16 protein-coding genes are annotated in these 18,112 nt (G+C 68.9%); 11 read left to right on the top strand and 5 right to left on the bottom strand.

The features are described 5' to 3' along the window. Positions 1-41 precede the first annotated feature (41 nt). Positions 42-1,151 carry a pyridoxal phosphate-dependent aminotransferase gene (locus tag HNR20_RS27315; protein WP_184185509.1) on the top strand — a complete coding sequence of 370 codons (1,110 nt, stop codon included), beginning with the start codon at positions 42-44 and terminating at the stop codon, positions 1,149-1,151. A gap of 190 nt (positions 1,152-1,341) precedes the next feature. After that, complete coding sequence (locus HNR20_RS27320) at positions 1,342-2,625, top strand: serine hydrolase domain-containing protein (RefSeq protein WP_221309939.1); 1,284 nt, start codon at positions 1,342-1,344, stop codon at positions 2,623-2,625. A gap of 91 nt (positions 2,626-2,716) precedes the next feature. Here the strand turns inward: HNR20_RS27320 and HNR20_RS27325 are convergent, their stop codons facing one another. Beyond that, on the bottom strand, positions 2,717-3,721 hold the full coding sequence (locus tag HNR20_RS27325; protein WP_229687276.1) for a LacI family DNA-binding transcriptional regulator: 1,005 nt from the start codon (positions 3,719-3,721) through the stop codon (positions 2,717-2,719). 140 nt (positions 3,722-3,861) lie between these two features. Here HNR20_RS27325 and HNR20_RS27330 point away from each other — a divergent pair, with 140 nt between their 5' ends. The 5 genes from HNR20_RS27330 to HNR20_RS27350 all read left to right on the top strand — a co-directional run bounded on the left by HNR20_RS27330 (position 3,862) and on the right by HNR20_RS27350 (position 10,884). After that, positions 3,862-5,169 carry an ABC transporter substrate-binding protein gene (locus HNR20_RS27330; RefSeq protein ID WP_184185511.1) on the top strand — a complete coding sequence of 436 codons (1,308 nt, stop codon included), beginning with the start codon at positions 3,862-3,864 and terminating at the stop codon, positions 5,167-5,169. Next, entirely contained in the window at positions 5,166-6,164 is a 999-nt protein-coding gene (locus HNR20_RS27335; RefSeq protein ID WP_184185514.1) for a carbohydrate ABC transporter permease, read from the top strand. The genes HNR20_RS27330 and HNR20_RS27335 overlap by 4 nt, the downstream gene beginning before the upstream one ends. Then, complete coding sequence (locus HNR20_RS27340) at positions 6,161-7,027, top strand: carbohydrate ABC transporter permease (RefSeq protein WP_229687275.1); 867 nt, start codon at positions 6,161-6,163, stop codon at positions 7,025-7,027. The genes HNR20_RS27335 and HNR20_RS27340 overlap by 4 nt, the downstream gene beginning before the upstream one ends. A 39-nt stretch (positions 7,028-7,066) precedes the next feature. Then, entirely contained in the window at positions 7,067-9,391 is a 2,325-nt protein-coding gene (locus tag HNR20_RS27345) for a beta-xylosidase/alpha-l-arabinosidase (RefSeq protein WP_184185520.1), read from the top strand. 122 nt (positions 9,392-9,513) lie between these two features. After that, positions 9,514-10,884, top strand: a complete 1,371-nt coding sequence (locus tag HNR20_RS27350) for a serine hydrolase domain-containing protein (protein ID WP_184185523.1) — start codon at positions 9,514-9,516, stop codon at positions 10,882-10,884. A 28-nt stretch (positions 10,885-10,912) separates the two neighbouring features. Here the strand turns inward: HNR20_RS27350 and HNR20_RS27355 are convergent, their stop codons facing one another. The 3 genes from HNR20_RS27355 to HNR20_RS27365 form a co-directional block, all read right to left on the bottom strand. Continuing rightward, complete coding sequence (locus HNR20_RS27355; protein ID WP_184185526.1) at positions 10,913-11,869, bottom strand: cyclase family protein; 957 nt, start codon at positions 11,867-11,869, stop codon at positions 10,913-10,915. A gap of 105 nt (positions 11,870-11,974) precedes the next feature. Further along, positions 11,975-12,754: an ABC transporter permease gene (locus HNR20_RS27360; RefSeq protein WP_184185529.1), complete on the bottom strand. Its 780-nt coding sequence runs from the start codon at positions 12,752-12,754 to the stop codon at positions 11,975-11,977. A 50-nt stretch (positions 12,755-12,804) separates the two neighbouring features. After that, positions 12,805-13,821 carry an ABC transporter substrate-binding protein gene (locus HNR20_RS27365; protein WP_184185531.1) on the bottom strand — a complete coding sequence of 339 codons (1,017 nt, stop codon included), beginning with the start codon at positions 13,819-13,821 and terminating at the stop codon, positions 12,805-12,807. Positions 13,822-14,071: 250 nt separating this feature from the next. On the opposite strand from HNR20_RS27365, the gene HNR20_RS27370 reads away from it, so the two are divergent. The 3 genes from HNR20_RS27370 to HNR20_RS27380 are packed head-to-tail and all read left to right on the top strand — an operon-like array spanning position 14,072 to position 16,370. Continuing rightward, on the top strand, positions 14,072-15,007 hold the full coding sequence (locus HNR20_RS27370; RefSeq protein WP_184185534.1) for a DUF6282 family protein: 936 nt from the start codon (positions 14,072-14,074) through the stop codon (positions 15,005-15,007). Beyond that, positions 15,004-15,720: a PIG-L deacetylase family protein gene (locus HNR20_RS27375; protein WP_184185537.1), complete on the top strand. Its 717-nt coding sequence runs from the start codon at positions 15,004-15,006 to the stop codon at positions 15,718-15,720. Before HNR20_RS27370 ends, HNR20_RS27375 begins: the two co-directional genes overlap by 4 nt. Further along, the gene (locus HNR20_RS27380; protein WP_221309940.1) at positions 15,717-16,370 is read left to right on the top strand and encodes an RraA family protein; all 654 of its coding nucleotides are present in this window, start codon (positions 15,717-15,719) and stop codon (positions 16,368-16,370) included. Before HNR20_RS27375 ends, HNR20_RS27380 begins: the two co-directional genes overlap by 4 nt. A gap of 64 nt (positions 16,371-16,434) precedes the next feature. Here HNR20_RS27380 and HNR20_RS27385 read toward each other — a convergent pair whose 3' ends face one another. Continuing rightward, positions 16,435-16,989, bottom strand: a complete 555-nt coding sequence (locus HNR20_RS27385; protein ID WP_229687274.1) for a VOC family protein — start codon at positions 16,987-16,989, stop codon at positions 16,435-16,437. A 30-nt stretch (positions 16,990-17,019) separates the two neighbouring features. On the opposite strand from HNR20_RS27385, the gene HNR20_RS27390 reads away from it, so the two are divergent. Continuing rightward, on the top strand, positions 17,020-17,988 hold the full coding sequence (locus HNR20_RS27390) for a helix-turn-helix transcriptional regulator (protein WP_184185540.1): 969 nt from the start codon (positions 17,020-17,022) through the stop codon (positions 17,986-17,988). The last annotated feature ends 124 nt before the right edge of the window (positions 17,989-18,112 follow it).

Here is an 18,112-nt window from a genome sequence, read left to right on the forward strand (position 1 = left end):
GGCTCTGCCCTGGCCCGGCGTGCACCTCGACGATGTGTGTCATGACCGCCTTCGCGCCGAGCCCCATGAGCGCTCTGATCGACCTCCCGGTCCGCTACGACCTGGCCGAGAGCACCAGCCCGCCGCTGAACCTGGGCGACCTCGCCGACGGGGCGACGCTGGCCACCGTCCCGCTGGCCTACGGCACCTCACGCGGGGCTGCCGGCCTGCGTGCACTGATCGCGGCCGACGGCGGCGTGGACGCCGAGCAGGTGCTGGTCACGGTCGGCGCGATCGAGGCCATGTTCCTCGTGGCCCAGACGACCTGTTCCCCAGGTGACCGGGTCCTGCTGGCGACACCGTGCTTTCCACCGGCCCGGTCGGTCCCGGAAGGGCTCGGGGCGCGGGTGGACGTGGTGCCGCTGTCGTTCGACGACGGCTACCGGTTGCCGCTGGACCGGATTTCCGAGCAGCTTGACCCGCGTACACGTCTGGTGTCCCTGGCCTCGCCGCAGAATCCGTCCGGCGTCCGGTTCACCGACCGGGAGTTGCGCTCGCTGCTCGCGATCGTGCAGGAGCGCGCTCCGGACGCGGTCGTCCTGGTCGACGAGACGTACCGGGAGTCCACCTACGGCGACGCGGCGATGCCGCGCTCGGCGGCGGCGCTGTCGCCGCGGCTCGTCACCTGCTCGTCGGTGTCCAAGGCGCACGGCGCACCCGGCCTACGCCTCGGCTGGTTGACCACGACAGACGCCGCGCTCTACGACCAACTGCGTGAGGCCAAGTTCCTGACCACGATCGCATGCTCCACAGTCGACGAATTCCTCGCCGCACAGGTGCTCCGGAAGCGGACCGAGATCCTCGCGCCTCGTGCCAAGCGACTCCAGGAGGCCCTCGACGAGCTACTGCACTGGGCGCGGGACCGGCCGATCGACATCGTCGTCCCCGATGGCGGCGCCCTGTGCTGCCTACGCCTGCCCACAGACCGGTTCTCCGACGACGCGGTCCGGACCTTCTATGCCCACCTCGCCGAGCGTGACACCCGGGTCGCGCCGGGATCCTGGTTCGGCGAACAGGACCGGGTCTTCCGGCTCGGCTTCGGTCACCTCCCAGCCGCCGATTTCAGCGCGGCCCTCGCATGCCTCGGTGACGCCCTCGCCGCATGCGGCTGACCATCTGTCCACCTCTATCCCGCAGCAGGAGAGACGGCGACAGCTCGATCGACGCATCTGCAGGCGGCGCAGACGGATTCGGATGTGCCACCGATGATCACGCGCCGACTGGCGTCGCCTGCGACGGGGCAGCATTGGAAGATCACATCGCGTAGCCTGCCGCTGATCGTGATCTTTGGGAGGGCAGGGCATGAACGGGATGAATGTCAGCAGGCGCGCCTTCGGCAAGCTGGTGGGCGCGGCGAGCGCCGGGACCCTTGCCGCCGCCACGCTGGGCGGGTCGCCAGGCCAGGCGGCACCGCCGCCCATCTGGGTGACGACCGGAACGACGGTGGCCGCGCTGTCGGCCTTCGACAACGCCATGAAGACGTTCATGCAGGCCCGGCACATCGCCGCTGGGCAGCTCGCCGTGACCTACAAGGGTCGGTTGGTGCTGGCCCACGGCTACAGCAACCAATCCGTGCAGTTGGTCCAGCCGACGTCGCTGTTCCGGGTGGCCAGTCTGTCGAAGTCCCTGACCGCGGCGGCGCTGCTCCGGCTCGTTCAGGACGGCAAGCTCAGCCTCGGCGACCCGGTCGGCAGGTATGTCGACCTGACCCCGCCGGCCGGCCAGGCGGTGGATCCACGGCTGGCCAACGTCAGCCTGTGGCGAATCCTCCAGCACACCGGCGGCTGGGATCGGGACGTGACCAACTTCGACCCCCTGTTCAAGGACCTGGTCATCGCCCGGTCGCTCGGCGTGCCGCTGGGGCTGACCCACGCCGACGTGGTCCGGTTCATGTCCGGCCAGCCACTCCTGCACGACCCCGGCTCGTACGTGTCCTACAGCAACTATGGCTACCTGTTGGCCGGACGGGTGGTCGAGGCGGTGACCGGCCAGCCCTACGAGACGTACGTGCGGCAGAAACTGCTGGCGCCGCTGGGCATCACCCGGATGGTGAACGGCGAGTCGATCAACCGGCACAGCAATGAGGTTCTGTACGAGTCGCAGTACACCGGCACTACCGTGCTGGACAACTCCGGCACCATCGTGGACTCCCCGTACGGCACGTTCAACATGCGACTGCACGACGCCAACGGCGGGTGGATCGCCTCGGCCGTGGACCTGGTGCGTTGGGCGTCGGCTTTCGACGCCGGCAGCCCGATCCTCAACAGCACCTCGCTGGGCCGGGCCTGGGCGGTGCCGAACCCTACCGGCGTGAACGCCAACGGCTGGTATTACGGCCTCGGTTGGCAGGTGCGTCCGGTGACGACCGGCGGCACCGGGCGTAACACCTGGCACACCGGCAGCCTGCCGGGCACGTACAGCATCGTGGTCCGCACCTACCACGGACTGAGCTGGGCGGCGGTGTTCAACCGGCGCGACGACGAGTCCGGGCTGACCTACGGCGACATCGACCCCGCGCTCTGGGCCGCCTCCCGAGCGGTGACCAGTTGGCCGACCCACAACCTCTGGTCGACGTACTTCGCGTGACGCCGGTCGTGCGGCGGGCGTCGGCTCTGACCACGCTCGCCGCGCGCACGGTCCTACGCCTGGCCCAGGGCGAGCGGACCGGTTTCGGACGTCAGTGATGCGGGCGGCAGGAGGAACGGATGACCAGCTCGGTGGGGAGCCGGATGTGGGTGTTGCGTTCGACGCCGGCGATCAGGTCGATGAGCAGGCGTAACGCCTCGGCGCCCATCCGCTGCAGCGGTTGCATGATGGTCGTCAGCGGCGGGTTCACCAGCGCCGACTCCGGTACGTTGTCGAAGCCGATAACCGACAGGTCATCGGGCACCGAGAGGCCCATGCCACGGGCGACGTCCATCGTGGATATCGCCGAGAGGTCGTTACCGGCGAAGATCGCACTCGGCCGGTCGGGGAGGCTGAGCAGCTCTGCGGCCGTGCCGGCGGCGCTCTCGATCCGGAACCCGCCGACGCGGACGAGCCGCTCGTCCACCGGCACGCCCGCGTCGGCCATCGCCTGGCGGAAGCCGGCCTCGCGCAGCCGCGCCGACTTCAGGTCGGCGCGTCCACTGATGTGCCCGATCCGTCGGTGGCCGAGGGACAGCAGGTAGTTGGTCGCCAGCACGGCGCCGGCGAAGTTGTCCGAATCGACGGTGGGTAGGTCGGACGGCCCGGTGTGCGGGTCGACGGCCACGACGTGGAAGCCGTGCTTGGTCTCGACCACGGTCGGCGTGACGATCACGGCCCCGTCGATGAGAGTGCCGGAGAGGCGGGCGAGCGAGCGCCGCTCCCACCCCACGGCGGCACCCTCGCCGTCGCCGCTGGAGTAGGCCAGCAACTGGTATCCGCTGCCCGCGACCTCCTGGGACGCCCCCTTGAGCAACTCGGTCGAGAACGGCTCGAACTCGGCGACCAGGATGCCGAGCACGTTGGTGCGGTGGCTGCGCAGGCTCTGCGCCCCCAGGCTCGCCTCGTAGCCGAGCTCGTGGATGACCTGCTGAACGCGCAGCACGGTTGCCTGGGCCACGCCGTATCGGCCGTTGACGACCTTCGACACGGTCGCGACCGAGACGCCGGCTGTGCGTGCGACATCCGACATCTTGACGCGCTCCTGAAACACCACGCCGATGATGATAGGGCCCCGTCTCGACCACGTCACGAGCGACTCGAAAACGTTATCGATACCGATTGACATCAAGTTACATGACTGTAAAACTTCGCCGGAAAGCCGAGTACCGCGACTGAGTAGTCGAGGAGACATCGATGGCAACGAAGCGACGTGCGGGTGCCGTCCTGGCACTGCTAATGACAAGTGTTCTCGTTGTCGCCGGGTGTAGCGGCGGCGGCGACGAGGAATCCCCTCAGAGCGAGCTGTACAAGAACCCGGTGACCCTGACCTGGTGGCACAACGCCTCACAGGACGGGCCTGGCAAGACCTACTGGGAGAAGGTCGCCAAGGACTTCTCCGCGCTCCACTCCACCGTCAAGATCGAGATCGAGGCGATCGAGACCAACCAGCTCCAGCGCACCCGGATCCCCGCCGCGCTGCTGAGCAGTGACCCGCCGGACATCTTCATGACCTGGGGCGGCGGCGAGATGAGCGAGCAGGTGGAGGCCGACTACCTCAAGGAGGTCACCGACCAGGTCAAGACCGAGGTCGCCAGCATCGGCAGCCCCGCGGAGATCTGGCAGGTGAACGGCAAGCAGTACGGTCTGCCGTTCCGGATGGGCATCGAGGGCATCTGGTACAACAAGGAGTTGTTCGCCAGGGCGGGCATCGCGGCGCCGCCGACCACCTTCGAGGAGCTCAACACCGCGGTCACCAAGCTCAAGGCGATCAACGTCATCCCGATCGCCGTGGGCGCCGGTGACAAGTGGCCGGCCGCGCACTGGTGGTACAACATGGCGCTGCGCGCCTGCTCTGTCGACACCCTGAAGAAGGCGGCGAAGGACAAGACCTTCGACGATCCGTGCTTCCTGAAGGCCGGCCAGGACCTGAAGGCCTTCATCGACACCAAGCCGTTCCAGCCCAACTTCATCGCCACGCCGGGCCAGAACGACCCGACCAGCGCCAACGGCATGCTCGCCAACGGCAAGGCCGCGATGGAGCTCATGGGTGACTGGAACCGCGGCACGCTGGACACCGTCGCCACGGACCCCGCGAAGCTCGCGACGTTCCTCGGCTGGTTCCCGGTGCCGGCGATTTCCGGTTCCCCGGGTGACCCGAAGGCGGCCCTCGGCGGTGGCGACGGGTTCTCCTGCTCCAAGAACGCCCCGGCCGAGTGCGTCGAGTTCCTCAAGTACATCCTGAGCCCCGAGGTGCAGAAGGGCTACGCCGAGACCGGCACGGGCCTGCCTGTCGTCAAGGGCGCCGAGGCCGGCGTGAAGGACCCCGCACTGAAGTCCATCTCGGACGCCACCGCCGCAGCGAGCTACGTCCAGCTCTGGCTGGACACGGCTTACGGCAGCACCGTCGGCAACGCGATGAACGACGGGATCGTCGCCATCTTCGCCGGCAACGGGACGCCTGAGAAGGTCGTCTCAGGGATGAAGGCGGCCGCAAGCAAGTGACCTCCACCAACCAGATCCGTATGCCCGCCGGCGGCGCTTCCGCGTCGCCGGCGGGCCCCGGCGGGGCCGGGCGTGCGTCCGCCCGCCGAGCCGAGACCCGCCGCAAGTGGTACGAGATCATCGGGCTCACCACGCCAGCCGTGATCATCTACGTGATGTTCGTGCTGGTCCCGATGGGCTTCGCGGTCTACTACAGCCTGTTCCGGTGGCGCGGAGTCGGGCCGCCCACCGAGTTCGTCGGCCTGAGGAACTACACCCTCGCCTTCCAGGATCCGATCTTCCTCGACGCGCTGCGCAACAACGCCATCATCGTGTTCGGGTCGCTGCTGATCCAGGGCCCGATCGCCCTGGGCGTCGCCCTGCTGCTCAACCGTCGCTTCCGTGGGCGCGCCGTGTTTCGCCTGCTGGTGTTCGTGCCGTACGTGCTCGCCGAAGTCACCGTCGGCATCATGTGGAAGCTGCTCCTGACCGGCGACGGCACGGTCGACGCGCTGCTGCGGTCACTGGGACTGGGCGGTCTGGTACGCCCCTGGCTCGCTGACCTGGACCTGGTCATCTGGACCTTGCTGGCCGTCCTCACCTGGAAGTACGTCGGCTTCGCCATCATCCTGCTCCTCGCCGGGCTGTCCAACGTGCCCGACGAGCTGACCGAGGCGGCGGCCATCGACGGCGCGAGCTGGTGGCAGATCCAACGGCACGTCACGATCCCGCTCCTCGGCCCGACGATCCGGATCTGGATGTTCCTGTCCATGATCGGCTCACTGCAGATCTTCGACATGATCTGGGTGACCTCGGTGCCCGCGGTGCGATCGCTCGGCGCCTCGGCCACCATGGCGACGTACATGGTGGACAACGGGTTCTTCGCCCGGTTGTGGGGCTACGGCAACGCCGTGGCGGTAATCCTGTTCGCCATCTCCTTCGTGGCGGCGCTGCTGTTCCAGCGGTTCCTGCTCCGCCGCGACATCGAGGGCGCCATCACCGGAAGGGCGAAGTGACGATGGCCGTGAACTCCGTTCGCTCCCCGTCCACCGGGCGCCGTCAGGCCTCCTGGGGCACGCCGCTCACCTACGCGCTCGCGCTCGCGGTCGCGGCCGTGTCGATCGCCCCGGTCATCTACGTGGTCATCGGCGGTTTCCGCACCACCCCGCAGATCGTCGCGAACCCGGCCGGCCTGCCCGACCCGTTCGTCTTCGACAACTACGCCAGGGTGCTGACCCAGAGCAACTTCTGGCAGCAGGCGTTCAACAGCGCGGTCATCGCCCTCGGCACCACGCTCGCCGTCGTCGTGCTCGGGCTGGCCGCCGCGTTCGTGCTCGCCCGCTACTCCTTCCGCGGGCGGGAGGGGCTCTACACCTTCTTCACGCTCGGCCTGCTGTTCCCGGCCGGGGCGGCGATCCTGCCGCTCTATCTCATGCTGCGTGACCTGGACCTGATCAACTCCTACTACGCGGTGATCCTCCCGCAGGTCGCCTTCTCACTGCCACTGACGATCGTGATCCTGCGTCCCTTCCTGTCGGCCATCCCGAGAGAGTTGGAGGACGCCGCCGCCATCGACGGCGCGAGTCGGCTCGGTTTTCTCTGGCGCGTCGCGATGCCGCTGTCGCGGCCCGCGCTCGTCACCGTTGGCGTCCTGGCGTTCGTGGCGAGTTGGAACTCGTTCCTACTGCCGCTGCTCGTCCTCAGCGACGTCAACCTGCACACCCTGCCGCTGGGCGTGCAGAACTTCTCCAGCCAATACACCACCGACACGGCAGGCGTCCTCGCCTTCACCTCGCTGGCAATGCTGCCGGCGCTGCTCTTCTTCACGCTCGCGGAGAAGCAGATCGTCGGTGGCCTGCAGGGTGCGGTCAAGGGCTGAGCGGCAGCGGTACGGGGCACGACCAGAGAAAGGCACAGCATGACTGAGGTCCACACACTGGTGGACGGGCCGACGCCGGCTCAGACAGGTCGGGTTCACGGCCGACCGGACGGGCACGACGGCGGGGCACGCGTACGCGATCTGCTCGGCCGGATGACGATCGAGGAGAAAATCGCCCAGCTCGTCGGCTTCTGGGAGAAGGAGGACGGCGAGGCGGTCGCACCGCTGCAGGGGGAGTTCGGCGACGTCTTCAAGCTCGAAGACTTCTCCCGGCACGGGCTCGGCCACCTCACCCGCGCCTATGGCACCCGCCCCCTGGACGCGGCGGAACGCGCGTCCTGGCTGTGGAAGTTCCAGCGGGATCTGGTCACGGGGACCCGGCTCGGCATCCCGGCGATCGTCCACGAGGAGTGCCTCACCGGGCTGTCGGCGTGGAAGGCGGCAACCTTCCCCACCCCGCTGGCCTGGGGCGCCGCGTTCAACCCCGAACTGGTCACGGAGATGGCCGCGGCGATCGGCGCCTCGATGCGGGCCCTGGGCATCCACCAGGGGCTGTCTCCGGTGCTCGACGTGATCCGTGACCCCCGCTGGGGTCGGGTGGACGAGTGCATCTCCGAAGACCCGTACCTGGTCGGCACCATCGGCACGTCGTACGTGCGCGGCCTGCAGTCGCAGGGGGTGCACGCCACCCTCAAGCACTTCGCCGGCTACTCCGCCTCGCGCGCCGGGCGCAACTTCGGCCCGGTGCACGTCGGCCGCCGGGAACTGGCCGACGTGCTGCTCCTCCCGTTCGAGATGGCGATCATCGACGGCGACGCACGCAGCGTCATGCACTCGTACGCCGAGATCGACGGGGTGCCCGTCGCCGCCGACCCGACGATGCTGACCGGCGTTCTGCGGGACAAGTGGGGCTTCGACGGCACGGTAGTGGCCGACTACTACGGGGTCGCGTTCCTGAACCTGCTGCACCACGTGGCCAGCGATCACGCGGAGGCGGCCGGACAGGCGCTGAGCGCGGGTGTCGACGTCGAACTGCCGACCGGCGACGCCTATCTGACCCTGCGGGAGTCGGTGCGGGCGGGCAAGATCGACGAGGCGCTCATCGACCGCGCGGTGCTGCGGGTGCTGCGCCAGAAGCAGGACCTGGGTCTGCTCGACGCGACCTTCACCGACGAGCCGCCCCAGACGATCGACCTCGACTCGCCCGAACACCGGTCGATCGCCCGCCGGCTCGCCGAGGAATCGATCGTGCTGGTCGCCAACCGGGACGTGCTGCCGCTGCCGGCCGGACGACGGGTGGCGCTCATCGGCCCGAACGCCGACCGGCAGGGTGCCCTCTTCGGGTGCTACTCGTTCCTCAACCACGTCCTCGTCCAGCATCCCGGCGTGGAGACGGGCATCGAGGTGCCGACCGTGCTCGACGCCATGCGGGCCGAGTTCGGCGGCGATCTCGTCACCTGGGCACACGGCTGCGACGTGGACACCGACGACCGATCCGGCTTCGAGGAGGCTGTCGCCACGGCCGCCGCGGCGGATGTCGCCGTCCTGGTCGTTGGCGACCACGCCGGCCTCTTCGGACGCGGCACGGTCGGCGAAGGCTGCGACCGGGACGACCTGGAGCTGCCCGGCGTCCAACGCGAACTGGTCGAGGCGGTGATGGCGACCGGCACACCGGTTGTCCTCGTGCTGGTCACCGGCCGGCCGTACACGGTCGGCTGGGCGCTGTCGGGCTGCGCGGCGGTGGTGCAGGCGTTCTTCCCGGGCGAGGAGGGCGCGGGGGCGATCGCGGGGGTGCTCTCCGGGCGGGTCAACCCGTCGGGCAGGCTGCCGGTCACCCTGCCCGGGTCGGCCGGCGCGCAGCCGTACTCCTACCTGCACCCCACCCTCGGTGCGGGCAACGAGGTGACCAACCTGCCGGCGACACCCGTGGCGCCGTTCGGCCACGGTCTGTCCTACACGACGTTCGCGTACAGCGATCTCACCGTGCCCACCACGGTGCCCACCGATGGTGCGGTACGCGTGACGGTGCGGGTGACGAACACCGGCGCGGTCGCGGGCGACGACGTGGTCCAGCTCTACGGTCGCGACCTGGTGGCCTCGGTGACCCGGCCGGTGGCGCAGCTGCTCGGCTACCGACGAGTCCACCTGGAGCCGGGCGAGTCCGTCACGGTCGAGCTGACGGTCCCCACCACCCGCCTGGCCTTCTCCGACCGCACGTTCACCCGCGTCGTGGAGCCCGGCGACGTCGAACTCTGGGTCGGCACCAGCGTGCGGCGGGACACACAGGCGACGACCACGCTCGTCGGCGACACCGTCGCGGTCACCAACGCTTCCCCGCGCTGGACCACCGCCGACGTCCGCTGAATCCGGTCCGCCGGCGTCCCCGTGGACGTCGGCGGACCGGCCCCGGCTGCGGGCCGGATTCCTGCGGCGCTGCTACACCGCGAGGTTGATCCACCGGGTACGCGCGGTCGAGAATCGATGCCGTGGAAGACACGGACTTATCCCAGGGCTGGTTGCCACTGCTGGATCACCTTGACCGGCAGGTATCTTCCGGGCGGCTCTCGCCGGACACGGCGACGTTGTCCGATCTGATGAGCATCTACCAGGTGCCCGGGGTCAGCATCGCCGTCGGGCACGTGAGCGGGCAGGTGTGGACGGCGGGGTATGGCGTCGCAGCTGGTGGGACGTCGACGCCGGTGACCGCGGGCACCGCGTTCGCGGCCTGTTCGATCAGTAAGCATGTCGCCGCGTTCGGCGCCTTGCGGCTGGTCCAGGACGGTGTGCTGGACCTCGACACCGACGTCGGCGAGTACCTCACGTCGTGGCATCTACTCGACCTCGAGGGTCGGCAACCGGGAGTTACGGTACGACAGCTCCTGGCGCACACGGCGGGATTGTCCGACACCTGGTACCGCGGCTATGCCGCAGACAACGCCCCGTCGCTGTTGCAGGTCCTGGAAGGCAGCGGCCCGACGACCACTCCACCGGTTCGGTCGACCCTGTTGCCGGGTAGCCGCTTCCGGTACTCGGGCAGCCACTACTCCGTGCTCCAGCAGCTGATGGTGGACGCGACCGGAGCCCCGTTCGACGACCTCATGCAGACCCTGGTGCTGGAACCGATGGCCATGACCGACAGCAGCTTCGACCAGGGGTTTCCGCACCGGCGACCAGATCTGGTGGCTCGCGGCCATCACGGTGGCGGCACCGGGGTTCCCGGCGGTTGGCGAGCGCAGCCGGAGACGGCTGCGGCTGGTATGTGGAGCACCCCGACCGACCTGCTCCGGCTCGACCTTGAGATCGCCCGAGCGGCCTCGGCAAACTCGAAGCTGCTCGACCGCGACCTGGCCACCGAGATGTGGACACCGCAGATTCCCGGTGGCACCTACGGGCTCGGCACCGAGGTCGTCGAGCGCGTCGGGCGCCGGCGTTTCGGACACACCGGGTTGAACGTCGGCTATACCTGCTTCTCCTACGTGTGGCCCGACAGCGGCTTCGCGGTCGCGGCGATGACCAACTCCGAGGATGGATGGGAGCTGCTGGTCAGCATCCGCGCCGCAGCGGACCGTCGGTACGCCACCACCATCACGGCCGCGCCGCTCGGTGACGTGACGGGCCGCTACCTCTTACACGACGACTACCCGATCGACATCGCGGTCACCAACGGCCAACTGACCTTCTCCGCCCCTGCCCAGCAACCGGTCGCACTGCTGGCAGGCCCGGACGGTCACTACCAACACCCAGGACTCGATCTGGAAGTCTGGTTCCCGCAGGCCAACGACCAGCCCCGCACCCTGGAACTACGGCAGGAAGGAGTCACGCAAATCGCGACACCAGCAACCAGGCAACCCGACTAGCCGAGGGCACGGTGTTCGCGAACCGCGGTCAGAATGTGGCGATCGGGTTGACCGGGCTGCCGGACGTTCCGGCGAGGCGGACCGGCGCGACTGCGAGCTGGAAGTCCCACTGGCCGAGCTCGGCAGCCGTTGCCGCGCACGCCTCCAGGTCGCAGTTGTCGAGCATCCACAGACCCATCGCGACGAGACTCACAGCGTGCACCGGCATCAGCACGTCGTCGTACCCCGACGGCTGAACGTCCTGGGGGGTGTCGGCGCCGATCAGCGCGACCTCCCGTTCGTGCAGCCACGGCAGGCAGGACGCATGCCAGCCGGCCTGCGTGAAACCGCTGGCCTCACCGGCCTCGTGCCGGAAGCGGCCATAACCGGTCCGCAGGAGCACCGCATCGCCGGGTCGCACCCGTACACCCTGGCGACGCTCGGCCTCCTCGAGATCGTCGGGGAACACACCCTGCCCCGATTCCAACCACGGCACATCACGGGTCCTCGCAACGTCCAGCAGGACGCCACGCGTGACGATCCCGTTCGCCGCCGCCGTGACGGCCGCCCACGCCGACCCCGTCGCGGCGTCGACCAACGAGTGCGACCGCCCGTTGTACATCATGCCGTCCCAGAAGATGTGGCACGGCGAGTCGACGTGGGTGAAGGTGTTGCCGTGGAACGTCATGCCGAGCCGCTCGGACGAAAAGCCCCAGCGCCGGTCAGCGTGGAAGGCGGGCACCGGCATGTTCTCGGCACCCGGCATGTCGGCGGCGCACGGGCACGTCGTCGTCGACCGCTCCATATCTCCCGGTACGGCAACCTCCCACGCGCAGGACACGCTCCTGCCGTGGCGCACGGCCCGTGCCGCCGCCAGCCGGACGTCGTCGCTGATGTGGTTCAGAGTGCCGAGCTCGTCGTCGTCGCCCCACCGTCCCCAGTTCGACAGCGAGTCGAAGTATCCGAGCACGTCGTCCTGCGTGGGCACCGCCCGTCCAGCCGTCATCCCAGCATCGACTCCTTCGGTCACGCGGTTCGAGGCACCGCAGGCAGGGTATCCCGCCGTACCCGACGATCCCCGTACCTCCGGCGCCGCGATCACCCTAGATCACTACGACGAGATCGCCCGTGCCCACGGGGCGAGGAGGCGTTCGAGGCCGGCCATCAGGTAGAAGAGCAGCGCGCCCATGAGCGCGAGCAGGGTCAGCGCTGCGAACGCGAGTGGAGTGTCGGCCGACTGGCCGGAGCTGGCGATCACCGAACCGAGCCCGGCCTCCGGGTTGATCACCTCGCCGATGGTCGCGCCGATGATAGCCAGCGAGGTCGCGACCTTCAGTCCGACGAAGACCTGCGGCAGGGCCCACGGGAGTCGCACCTTCACGAAGGTCTGCCACCACGAGGCGGACAGGGAGCGGGCGAGTTCGGCGAGTTCGTTCGGGGTCGAGGTCAGCCCGGCCATGGTCGAGACCAGGATCGGAAAGAAGCAGAGCAGCACGACCATCACGACTTTGGTTTCGTAGCCGAACCCGATCCAGACCAGGAGCAGTGGCGCGAGCGCCACCTTCGGTACCGCGTTGATTCCGGCGATCATGGGGAGGGCCATCCGCTCGACCGTCCGGGACGCGGCGAGCAGGACGGCGAGCAGGAGGCCACCTACGGTCGCGATCCCGAACCCGATGACCGTCTCCAGGAAGGTGATCAAGGTTTGCTCGGCGAGGTAGCCGGGGAGCCGGACGAACGCGTCGACCACGTCCGGGGGTGCGGGCAGGAAGAACGGCTCGATGTCGAACGCCCAGGTGGCCAGCCACCAGAGCGCGATCGCCAGCACCGCCCCGAGGGTGGGCAGCCCGACGTGCGGCCATCGTTGTGACGGCGTGGGACTGTCAGTCACGGTGATCTTCCTGAGGTTCGGGAGTGGGCCGCACAGGTCACGACCGCGCGTCAGGACTTCTTCACGAACCTCAGGTCGACGACCTTCTCCGGGGTCAGGCCGGGCGGAATCAGGTTGGCGCCCTGCAGGATGGTGATGGTCTGCGCCACCTGCTTCTCATCCATGAAGCCGATCGGGGCGCCGCTCGCCGGGCGAACGTGTGGGGACATCGCATCGATCTCACCCTTGCCGGCTGCCACGGCATAGGTGGGCTTCACCTTGTTGAGGATCGACGCGGCCTCCTCCGGGTGCTCGATGCTGTACTGGAGCCCCTTGAGCACCGCGTCGGTGAATCGCTGCACCAGGTCGGGGTCCTTCTCGATGAGCGAGGGAGTGGTGATGATCGCGTTGCCGAAGAGGTCCCGCAGATAGTCGCTGTAGGGCAGCACCACGACTTCCTTCTTGGAGGCGGTCTGCAACGCGGCGCGGCTGAGCAGGAACGTACCCAGGGCGTCGACCTTGCGGCTCGCCATGAGTCCGTTGAGTGCCGTGGCTTGGACGCCCTCGATCTTCACCGTCGTCGGGTCGAACCCGGCCAACCGGGCGTAGGCCGGGAAGAGCAGCTCGGTCACCGACCCGGAGCCGGTCGCCATCGTCTTGCCCTGCAGGTCCGTCGGCTTGGTGATGTTGGTGTCCGCGGTGGTCATCACCGAGATCAGCGTCTGCTGGTGTACGGCGGCGATGGCGCGCCAGTCGGTGAACTCACCCTTACCCGCCTGAATCACGGCACCGGTGAAGTCGAGCGCGGCGAACTGGACCTGCCCGGACTTGAGGGCCGTCAGGTTCTGCTGGTTGCCAGCGCCCTCTTTGATGTCGACCTCGATGCCGACCTCGGCGAAGTAGCCCTTCTCCTTCGCCACCCAGGCGAACGCGTCCCGACCAACAGCGCCGAAGGCGGTGATGTAAGCGACCTTGTCGGTCTGCTTGCCGGTCGGGTCGCCGCTCTTGTCGTCGGAACCGTTGCAACCGGTCACGGCAAGGGCTGCGGCCAGCAGCGTCGCGACCAGCGCGCGAGAGCGCTTGACCATGTGATGCCTCCAGCTTGAAAGTCTCGGGAAGGCGCCGGCGCGCCATGCCGACGCTGATCGCATGAGTCGGGGCTGTTCACATTCAGCTCTCACCAATCAATGAACGTAGATGATGGTAGTCGTGACTGTCACCGAATCAATCCACGGACTTGCCTCTATTAATATTTTGAAGGAGGCGTCCTCGCAGCTCGCGACAGGCTGACAATGGACGGTCGAGCCACGCTGCTGCCGGGCCCCTCGAAGGAGCACGATGTCTGAACACCCTGTCCCGTCCGCCCGTGCCCGTGCCCTGGTCCGCGGCGCCTACGACACGCACGTACACGTAGCACCCGACGTGATGGCGCGGCGGATCGACGACGTCGATCTGGCGCACCGGTGCGCCGAGGTCGGGCTCGCCGGCTTCGTCCTCAAGTCCCACTACGTGGCCACGGCCGAGCGGGCAGCGGTCGTCCGCAAGGTGGTCCCCGACGTCGACGCGCTCGGCGCGATCACTCTCAACGGCGCCATGGGCGGCATCAACCCCGTCGCCGTCGAGGTCGCCGCACGGCAGGGCGCACGGATCGTCTGGATGCCCACGGTGGACTCCGGAAACCAGCGGCGCAACACCGCCACCGACCTGCCGGGTGCCACGCCGGCGATGTGGGGGGCGTTCCAAGCCGACCTGCACAGCCAGGGCATCGTGCCGGAGCCGGTCGAGGTCGTCGACGGCGACGGGCGCGTCCTCGAGCGGGTACGCCAGGTGCTGCGGGTGATCGCCCGGCACGACATCGCACTCGCCACCGGCCACCTGAGCGGCGCCGAGATCGTCAGCATGGTCCGGGCCGCCCGCGAGGAGGGGGTACGCCGAATCGTGGTCACCCATCCCGAGTTCACCTCCCAGCGGCTGCCGGTTGAGCAGCAGCGCGAGCTGGCCGACGCGGGTGCCCTGTTGGAACGCTGCTTCACCACTCCGCACTCGGGCAAGGTCGCCTGGGTGGAGTTGTTCGCCACCATCCGGGCGGTCGGCGTGGCGCACTCCATCCTCTCCAGCGACCTCGGGCAACCCTTCAACCCGCCGGTCGAGGACGGTCTGGCGCTCTTCGCCGACCGCTTGCTCGGCGCCGGCTTCACCGATGAGGAGATCCACGTCATGGCGGTGGTCAACTCGCGTCGTCTGGCGACGCCCAGGGCGACGGTGCCGGCATGAGCGCGCGACGAATGCTTGTGGTGGGTGCCCACTCGGCCGACTTCGTCTGGCGGGCCGCGGGGGCGATCGCCAAGCACACCGCGGCGGGTGGTGAGGCTGTCGTGCTGGCGCTCTCCTACGGGGAGCGGGGCGAGTCCGGCGAGCTCTGGAAGGACCCGAACCAGACGGTGGAGAACGTCAAGCGGCTGCGGCACGCGGAGGCGGAGCGCGCCGCCGCCGCGGTCGGCGCCCGCCTGGAGACGTTCGATCTGGGCGACTACCCATTGCGCATCCGGGACGCGGACATCGACCGGCTGGCCGCGCTGATGCGGGAGTACGCCCCGCACGTGGTGCTCACCCACCCGGACCGCGACCCGTTCAACCCGGATCATCCGGTGGCGCACACCGCGGTCGCGACCGCCCGGCAGCTCACCGCGGGAGCCGGGGTCGCCAGCGGCTTCCGGACCGCCCCGCCCTCGGAGTTCCTGGTCTTCGAACCGCACCAGCCGGAGCTGTGCGGGTTCGTCCCCACCGTCTTCGTCGACATCACCGATGTGATGCCGGCCAAGCAGGAGGCGATGGCGTCGATGGGCGCCCAGGGCTACCTGCGTGAGTACTACACGCAGCGAGCCGATCAGCGTGGCAACCACGCCCGCCGGGTGACCGGCGACGCCGGCATTCGGCAGGCCGAGGCGTTCCAGCGATTGATTCCGAACGTGGTGGGTGCACTGTGAGCGAGCTTCGCGACGTGGCGGTCGGGCCGGGCGTGATCGAGACGTTGACTGCCGGCGGAGTGGCGACCGTCTTCGAGGCCGCTGGCCGGCGTGGCCTGATCGACGTCGATCTTGTTCAGGTCGTGCCGGGCACCCGGGTCGCGGGTGTGGCCCGGACCGTCCGCTGCGGTCAGGACGACAACCGGGCCGTGCACGAGGCGATGACGTTGGTGCGCCCCGGTGACGTGCTCGTGCTCACCATGCCCGAGCCTGCCCCGGTCGCCCTGATCGGCGAGTTGCTGGCCACCCAGGCCAAGGTCGCTGGCGCTGCCGGCCTGCTGGTGGACGCGGCGGTACGCGACGTGGACGAGCTCCGAGAACTCGGCCTACCGATCTGGGCCCGGTGGCGTCGGGTACGGGGCGCGACCAAGCGCGAGCGGGGCTCGCTCGACGTCGCGGTCCGAGTGGGTGGGGCGACCGTCAACCCGGGGGACGTCGTGGTGCTCGACGCCGACGGTGCTGTGGTCGTCGCGCGGGGGAGTGCGGCCGAGGTGGCCGCCGCGACCCGGAGTCGGATCGAGAAGGAGACCCGGCTGAGGGCCCGGCTGGATGCCGGTGAGTTCAGCTACGACCTGCACGGGTTGCGGGCGCAGGACGAGTCCACCGGGTGAGCAGGAGCCGCCGATTCGGCGCGGGTGGGTGCGGTTTCCGTGTGACGGTCGCTTCATCCACGTCCTAATTGACGCTGCCGGGAGTGAACTCGGCACCCTGGACGTACTCCATTGCCTTTATGAACTCGGGGTCGTTGAGCCGTTGACCCATCTCCTCCTCGGTGGGCTCCGCCACGCGCTGGTGGATCCACCACAGATTGCCGATCGGATCGCGGAAACGGCTGACCCGGTCGCCCCAGAAAAGCTCGGTCGGCTCGGTGACGACGCTCGCGCCGCGTTCCACGGCCCGGTGGAGTACCTCGGCGTCGTCGGCGACGTAGAGACGCAGGAAGGCGGGTGTGGCTGGCCACTGAGGCTTGTCGAACATCATCACGACCGAGTCCCCGATACGAACCTCGGCGTGGCCAATCACCCCGTCCACTTCCATCCGGGCCAGTTCGGTGGCGTCGAAAACGCCGACGATGAAGTCGATCAATGCCGCGGTGTTTCTCGGCGAGATGATCCAGGGGGTCACGGTGTGGTAGCCGTCGGGAACAACCTTCATCGGTCCGTCTCCTCGTTCTGGTGCAGGCGTCTGTGCACTCAGATGAACGACGTTAGACCCCATATAGGCCAGCATCTGTCCTAGATGCCGAGCCATCATGGGAGTATGAGCAACACACCGGCCCGCCTGTTGCGACTGCTCTCCCTCCTGCAGACGCCTCGCGAGTGGCCCGGCAGCGAACTCGCCGAGCGTCTTGGGGTGACCCCGCGGACCGTGCGCCGCGACGTCGACCGGCTGCGTGAACTCGGCTACCCGGTCCACGCCAGCCTGGGCGCGCAGGGCGGCTACCGGCTCGTCGCCGGTAAGGCGATGCCGCCGCTTCTGCTCGACGACGAGGAGGCGGTGGCAATCGCGGTCGGCCTGCAAAGCGCGGCCCGGCAACCGGTCGCCGGCATCGCCGAGGCCTCGCTGCGGGCCCTCGCCAAGCTGCAGCAGGTGCTGCCGCCGCGGCTGGGCCGCCACGTCGGCACCCTCGGCGCGGCCACCGTGTCATCGCCCGCGCCGGCGGTGTCGCTGGTCGACCCGATGCAGCTCGTCGTCCTCGCGGCAGCGGCCTCGGCACACGAGCGGGTCCGCTTCGACTACCGCGACGGCGACGGCGCCGTCAGCCAGCGGCTCGTCGAACCGCACCGGCTCGTCGTGGTGGGCCGTCGCTGGTACGTCGTCGCCTACGACAACGAGCGCACGGACTGGCGCATGTTCCGTGTCGAACGGATCGAGAACGCCAGGACAATCGGGGTACGGGTGCCGCCCCGCGAGCTGCCGGCGGACGACGCCTCCGCGTTCGTGACCAACCAGCTCTACAGCCTGGCGCCGGTCTTCCGAGCGGTGGCGACGCTGGCGTTGCCGGCTGAGCAGGCGGCTGTCCGGTTGGGCGATCATGCGGGGGAGTTGGAGCCGCTCGACGACACGTCGTGCCGGTGGCGCAGCCCGGAAGACACCATCGACTGGCTCGCCTTCCGGCTCGCGCTGCTCGGGTGCGACTTCACCGTGCACGAGCCACCGGAGCTGGTCGAGCACCTGCGTCGGCTCGGCCGCCGCATCACCCGCGCCGTGGCTCCCGGAACCTCGTAGGTGGCCGCACCCCCTGACCCGGACTGATCGGTTAACGATTTCTCGCTCCGGCCGGGCCGGCGTGCGGGCGTCTGTCGGCGAAGGTTCGGCCCGGGCGTCGGTGACCGAGAGAAAACGTGATCCT

Source organism: Micromonospora parathelypteridis (genome assembly GCF_014201145.1).
Taxonomy (GTDB): Bacteria; Actinomycetota; Actinomycetes; order Mycobacteriales; family Micromonosporaceae; genus Micromonospora; species Micromonospora parathelypteridis.

Coding starts and splice junctions, on each gene's coding strand:
- HNR20_RS27365 (WP_184185531.1), bottom strand. CDS start 13,821: ATGGTCAAGCGCTCTCGCGCGCTGGTCGCGACGCTGCTGGCCGCAGCC.
- HNR20_RS27355 (WP_184185526.1), bottom strand. CDS start 11,869: ATGACGGCTGGACGGGCGGTGCCCACGCAGGACGACGTGCTCGGATAC.
- HNR20_RS27375 (WP_184185537.1), top strand. CDS start 15,004: ATGAGCGCGCGACGAATGCTTGTGGTGGGTGCCCACTCGGCCGACTTC.
- HNR20_RS27345 (WP_184185520.1), top strand. CDS start 7,067: ATGACTGAGGTCCACACACTGGTGGACGGGCCGACGCCGGCTCAGACA.
- HNR20_RS27385 (WP_229687274.1), bottom strand. CDS start 16,989: ATGCTGGCCTATATGGGGTCTAACGTCGTTCATCTGAGTGCACAGACG.
- HNR20_RS27370 (WP_184185534.1), top strand. CDS start 14,072: ATGTCTGAACACCCTGTCCCGTCCGCCCGTGCCCGTGCCCTGGTCCGC.
- HNR20_RS27330 (WP_184185511.1), top strand. CDS start 3,862: ATGGCAACGAAGCGACGTGCGGGTGCCGTCCTGGCACTGCTAATGACA.
- HNR20_RS27320 (WP_221309939.1), top strand. CDS start 1,342: ATGAACGGGATGAATGTCAGCAGGCGCGCCTTCGGCAAGCTGGTGGGC.
- HNR20_RS27315 (WP_184185509.1), top strand. CDS start 42: ATGACCGCCTTCGCGCCGAGCCCCATGAGCGCTCTGATCGACCTCCCG.
- HNR20_RS27390 (WP_184185540.1), top strand. CDS start 17,020: ATGAGCAACACACCGGCCCGCCTGTTGCGACTGCTCTCCCTCCTGCAG.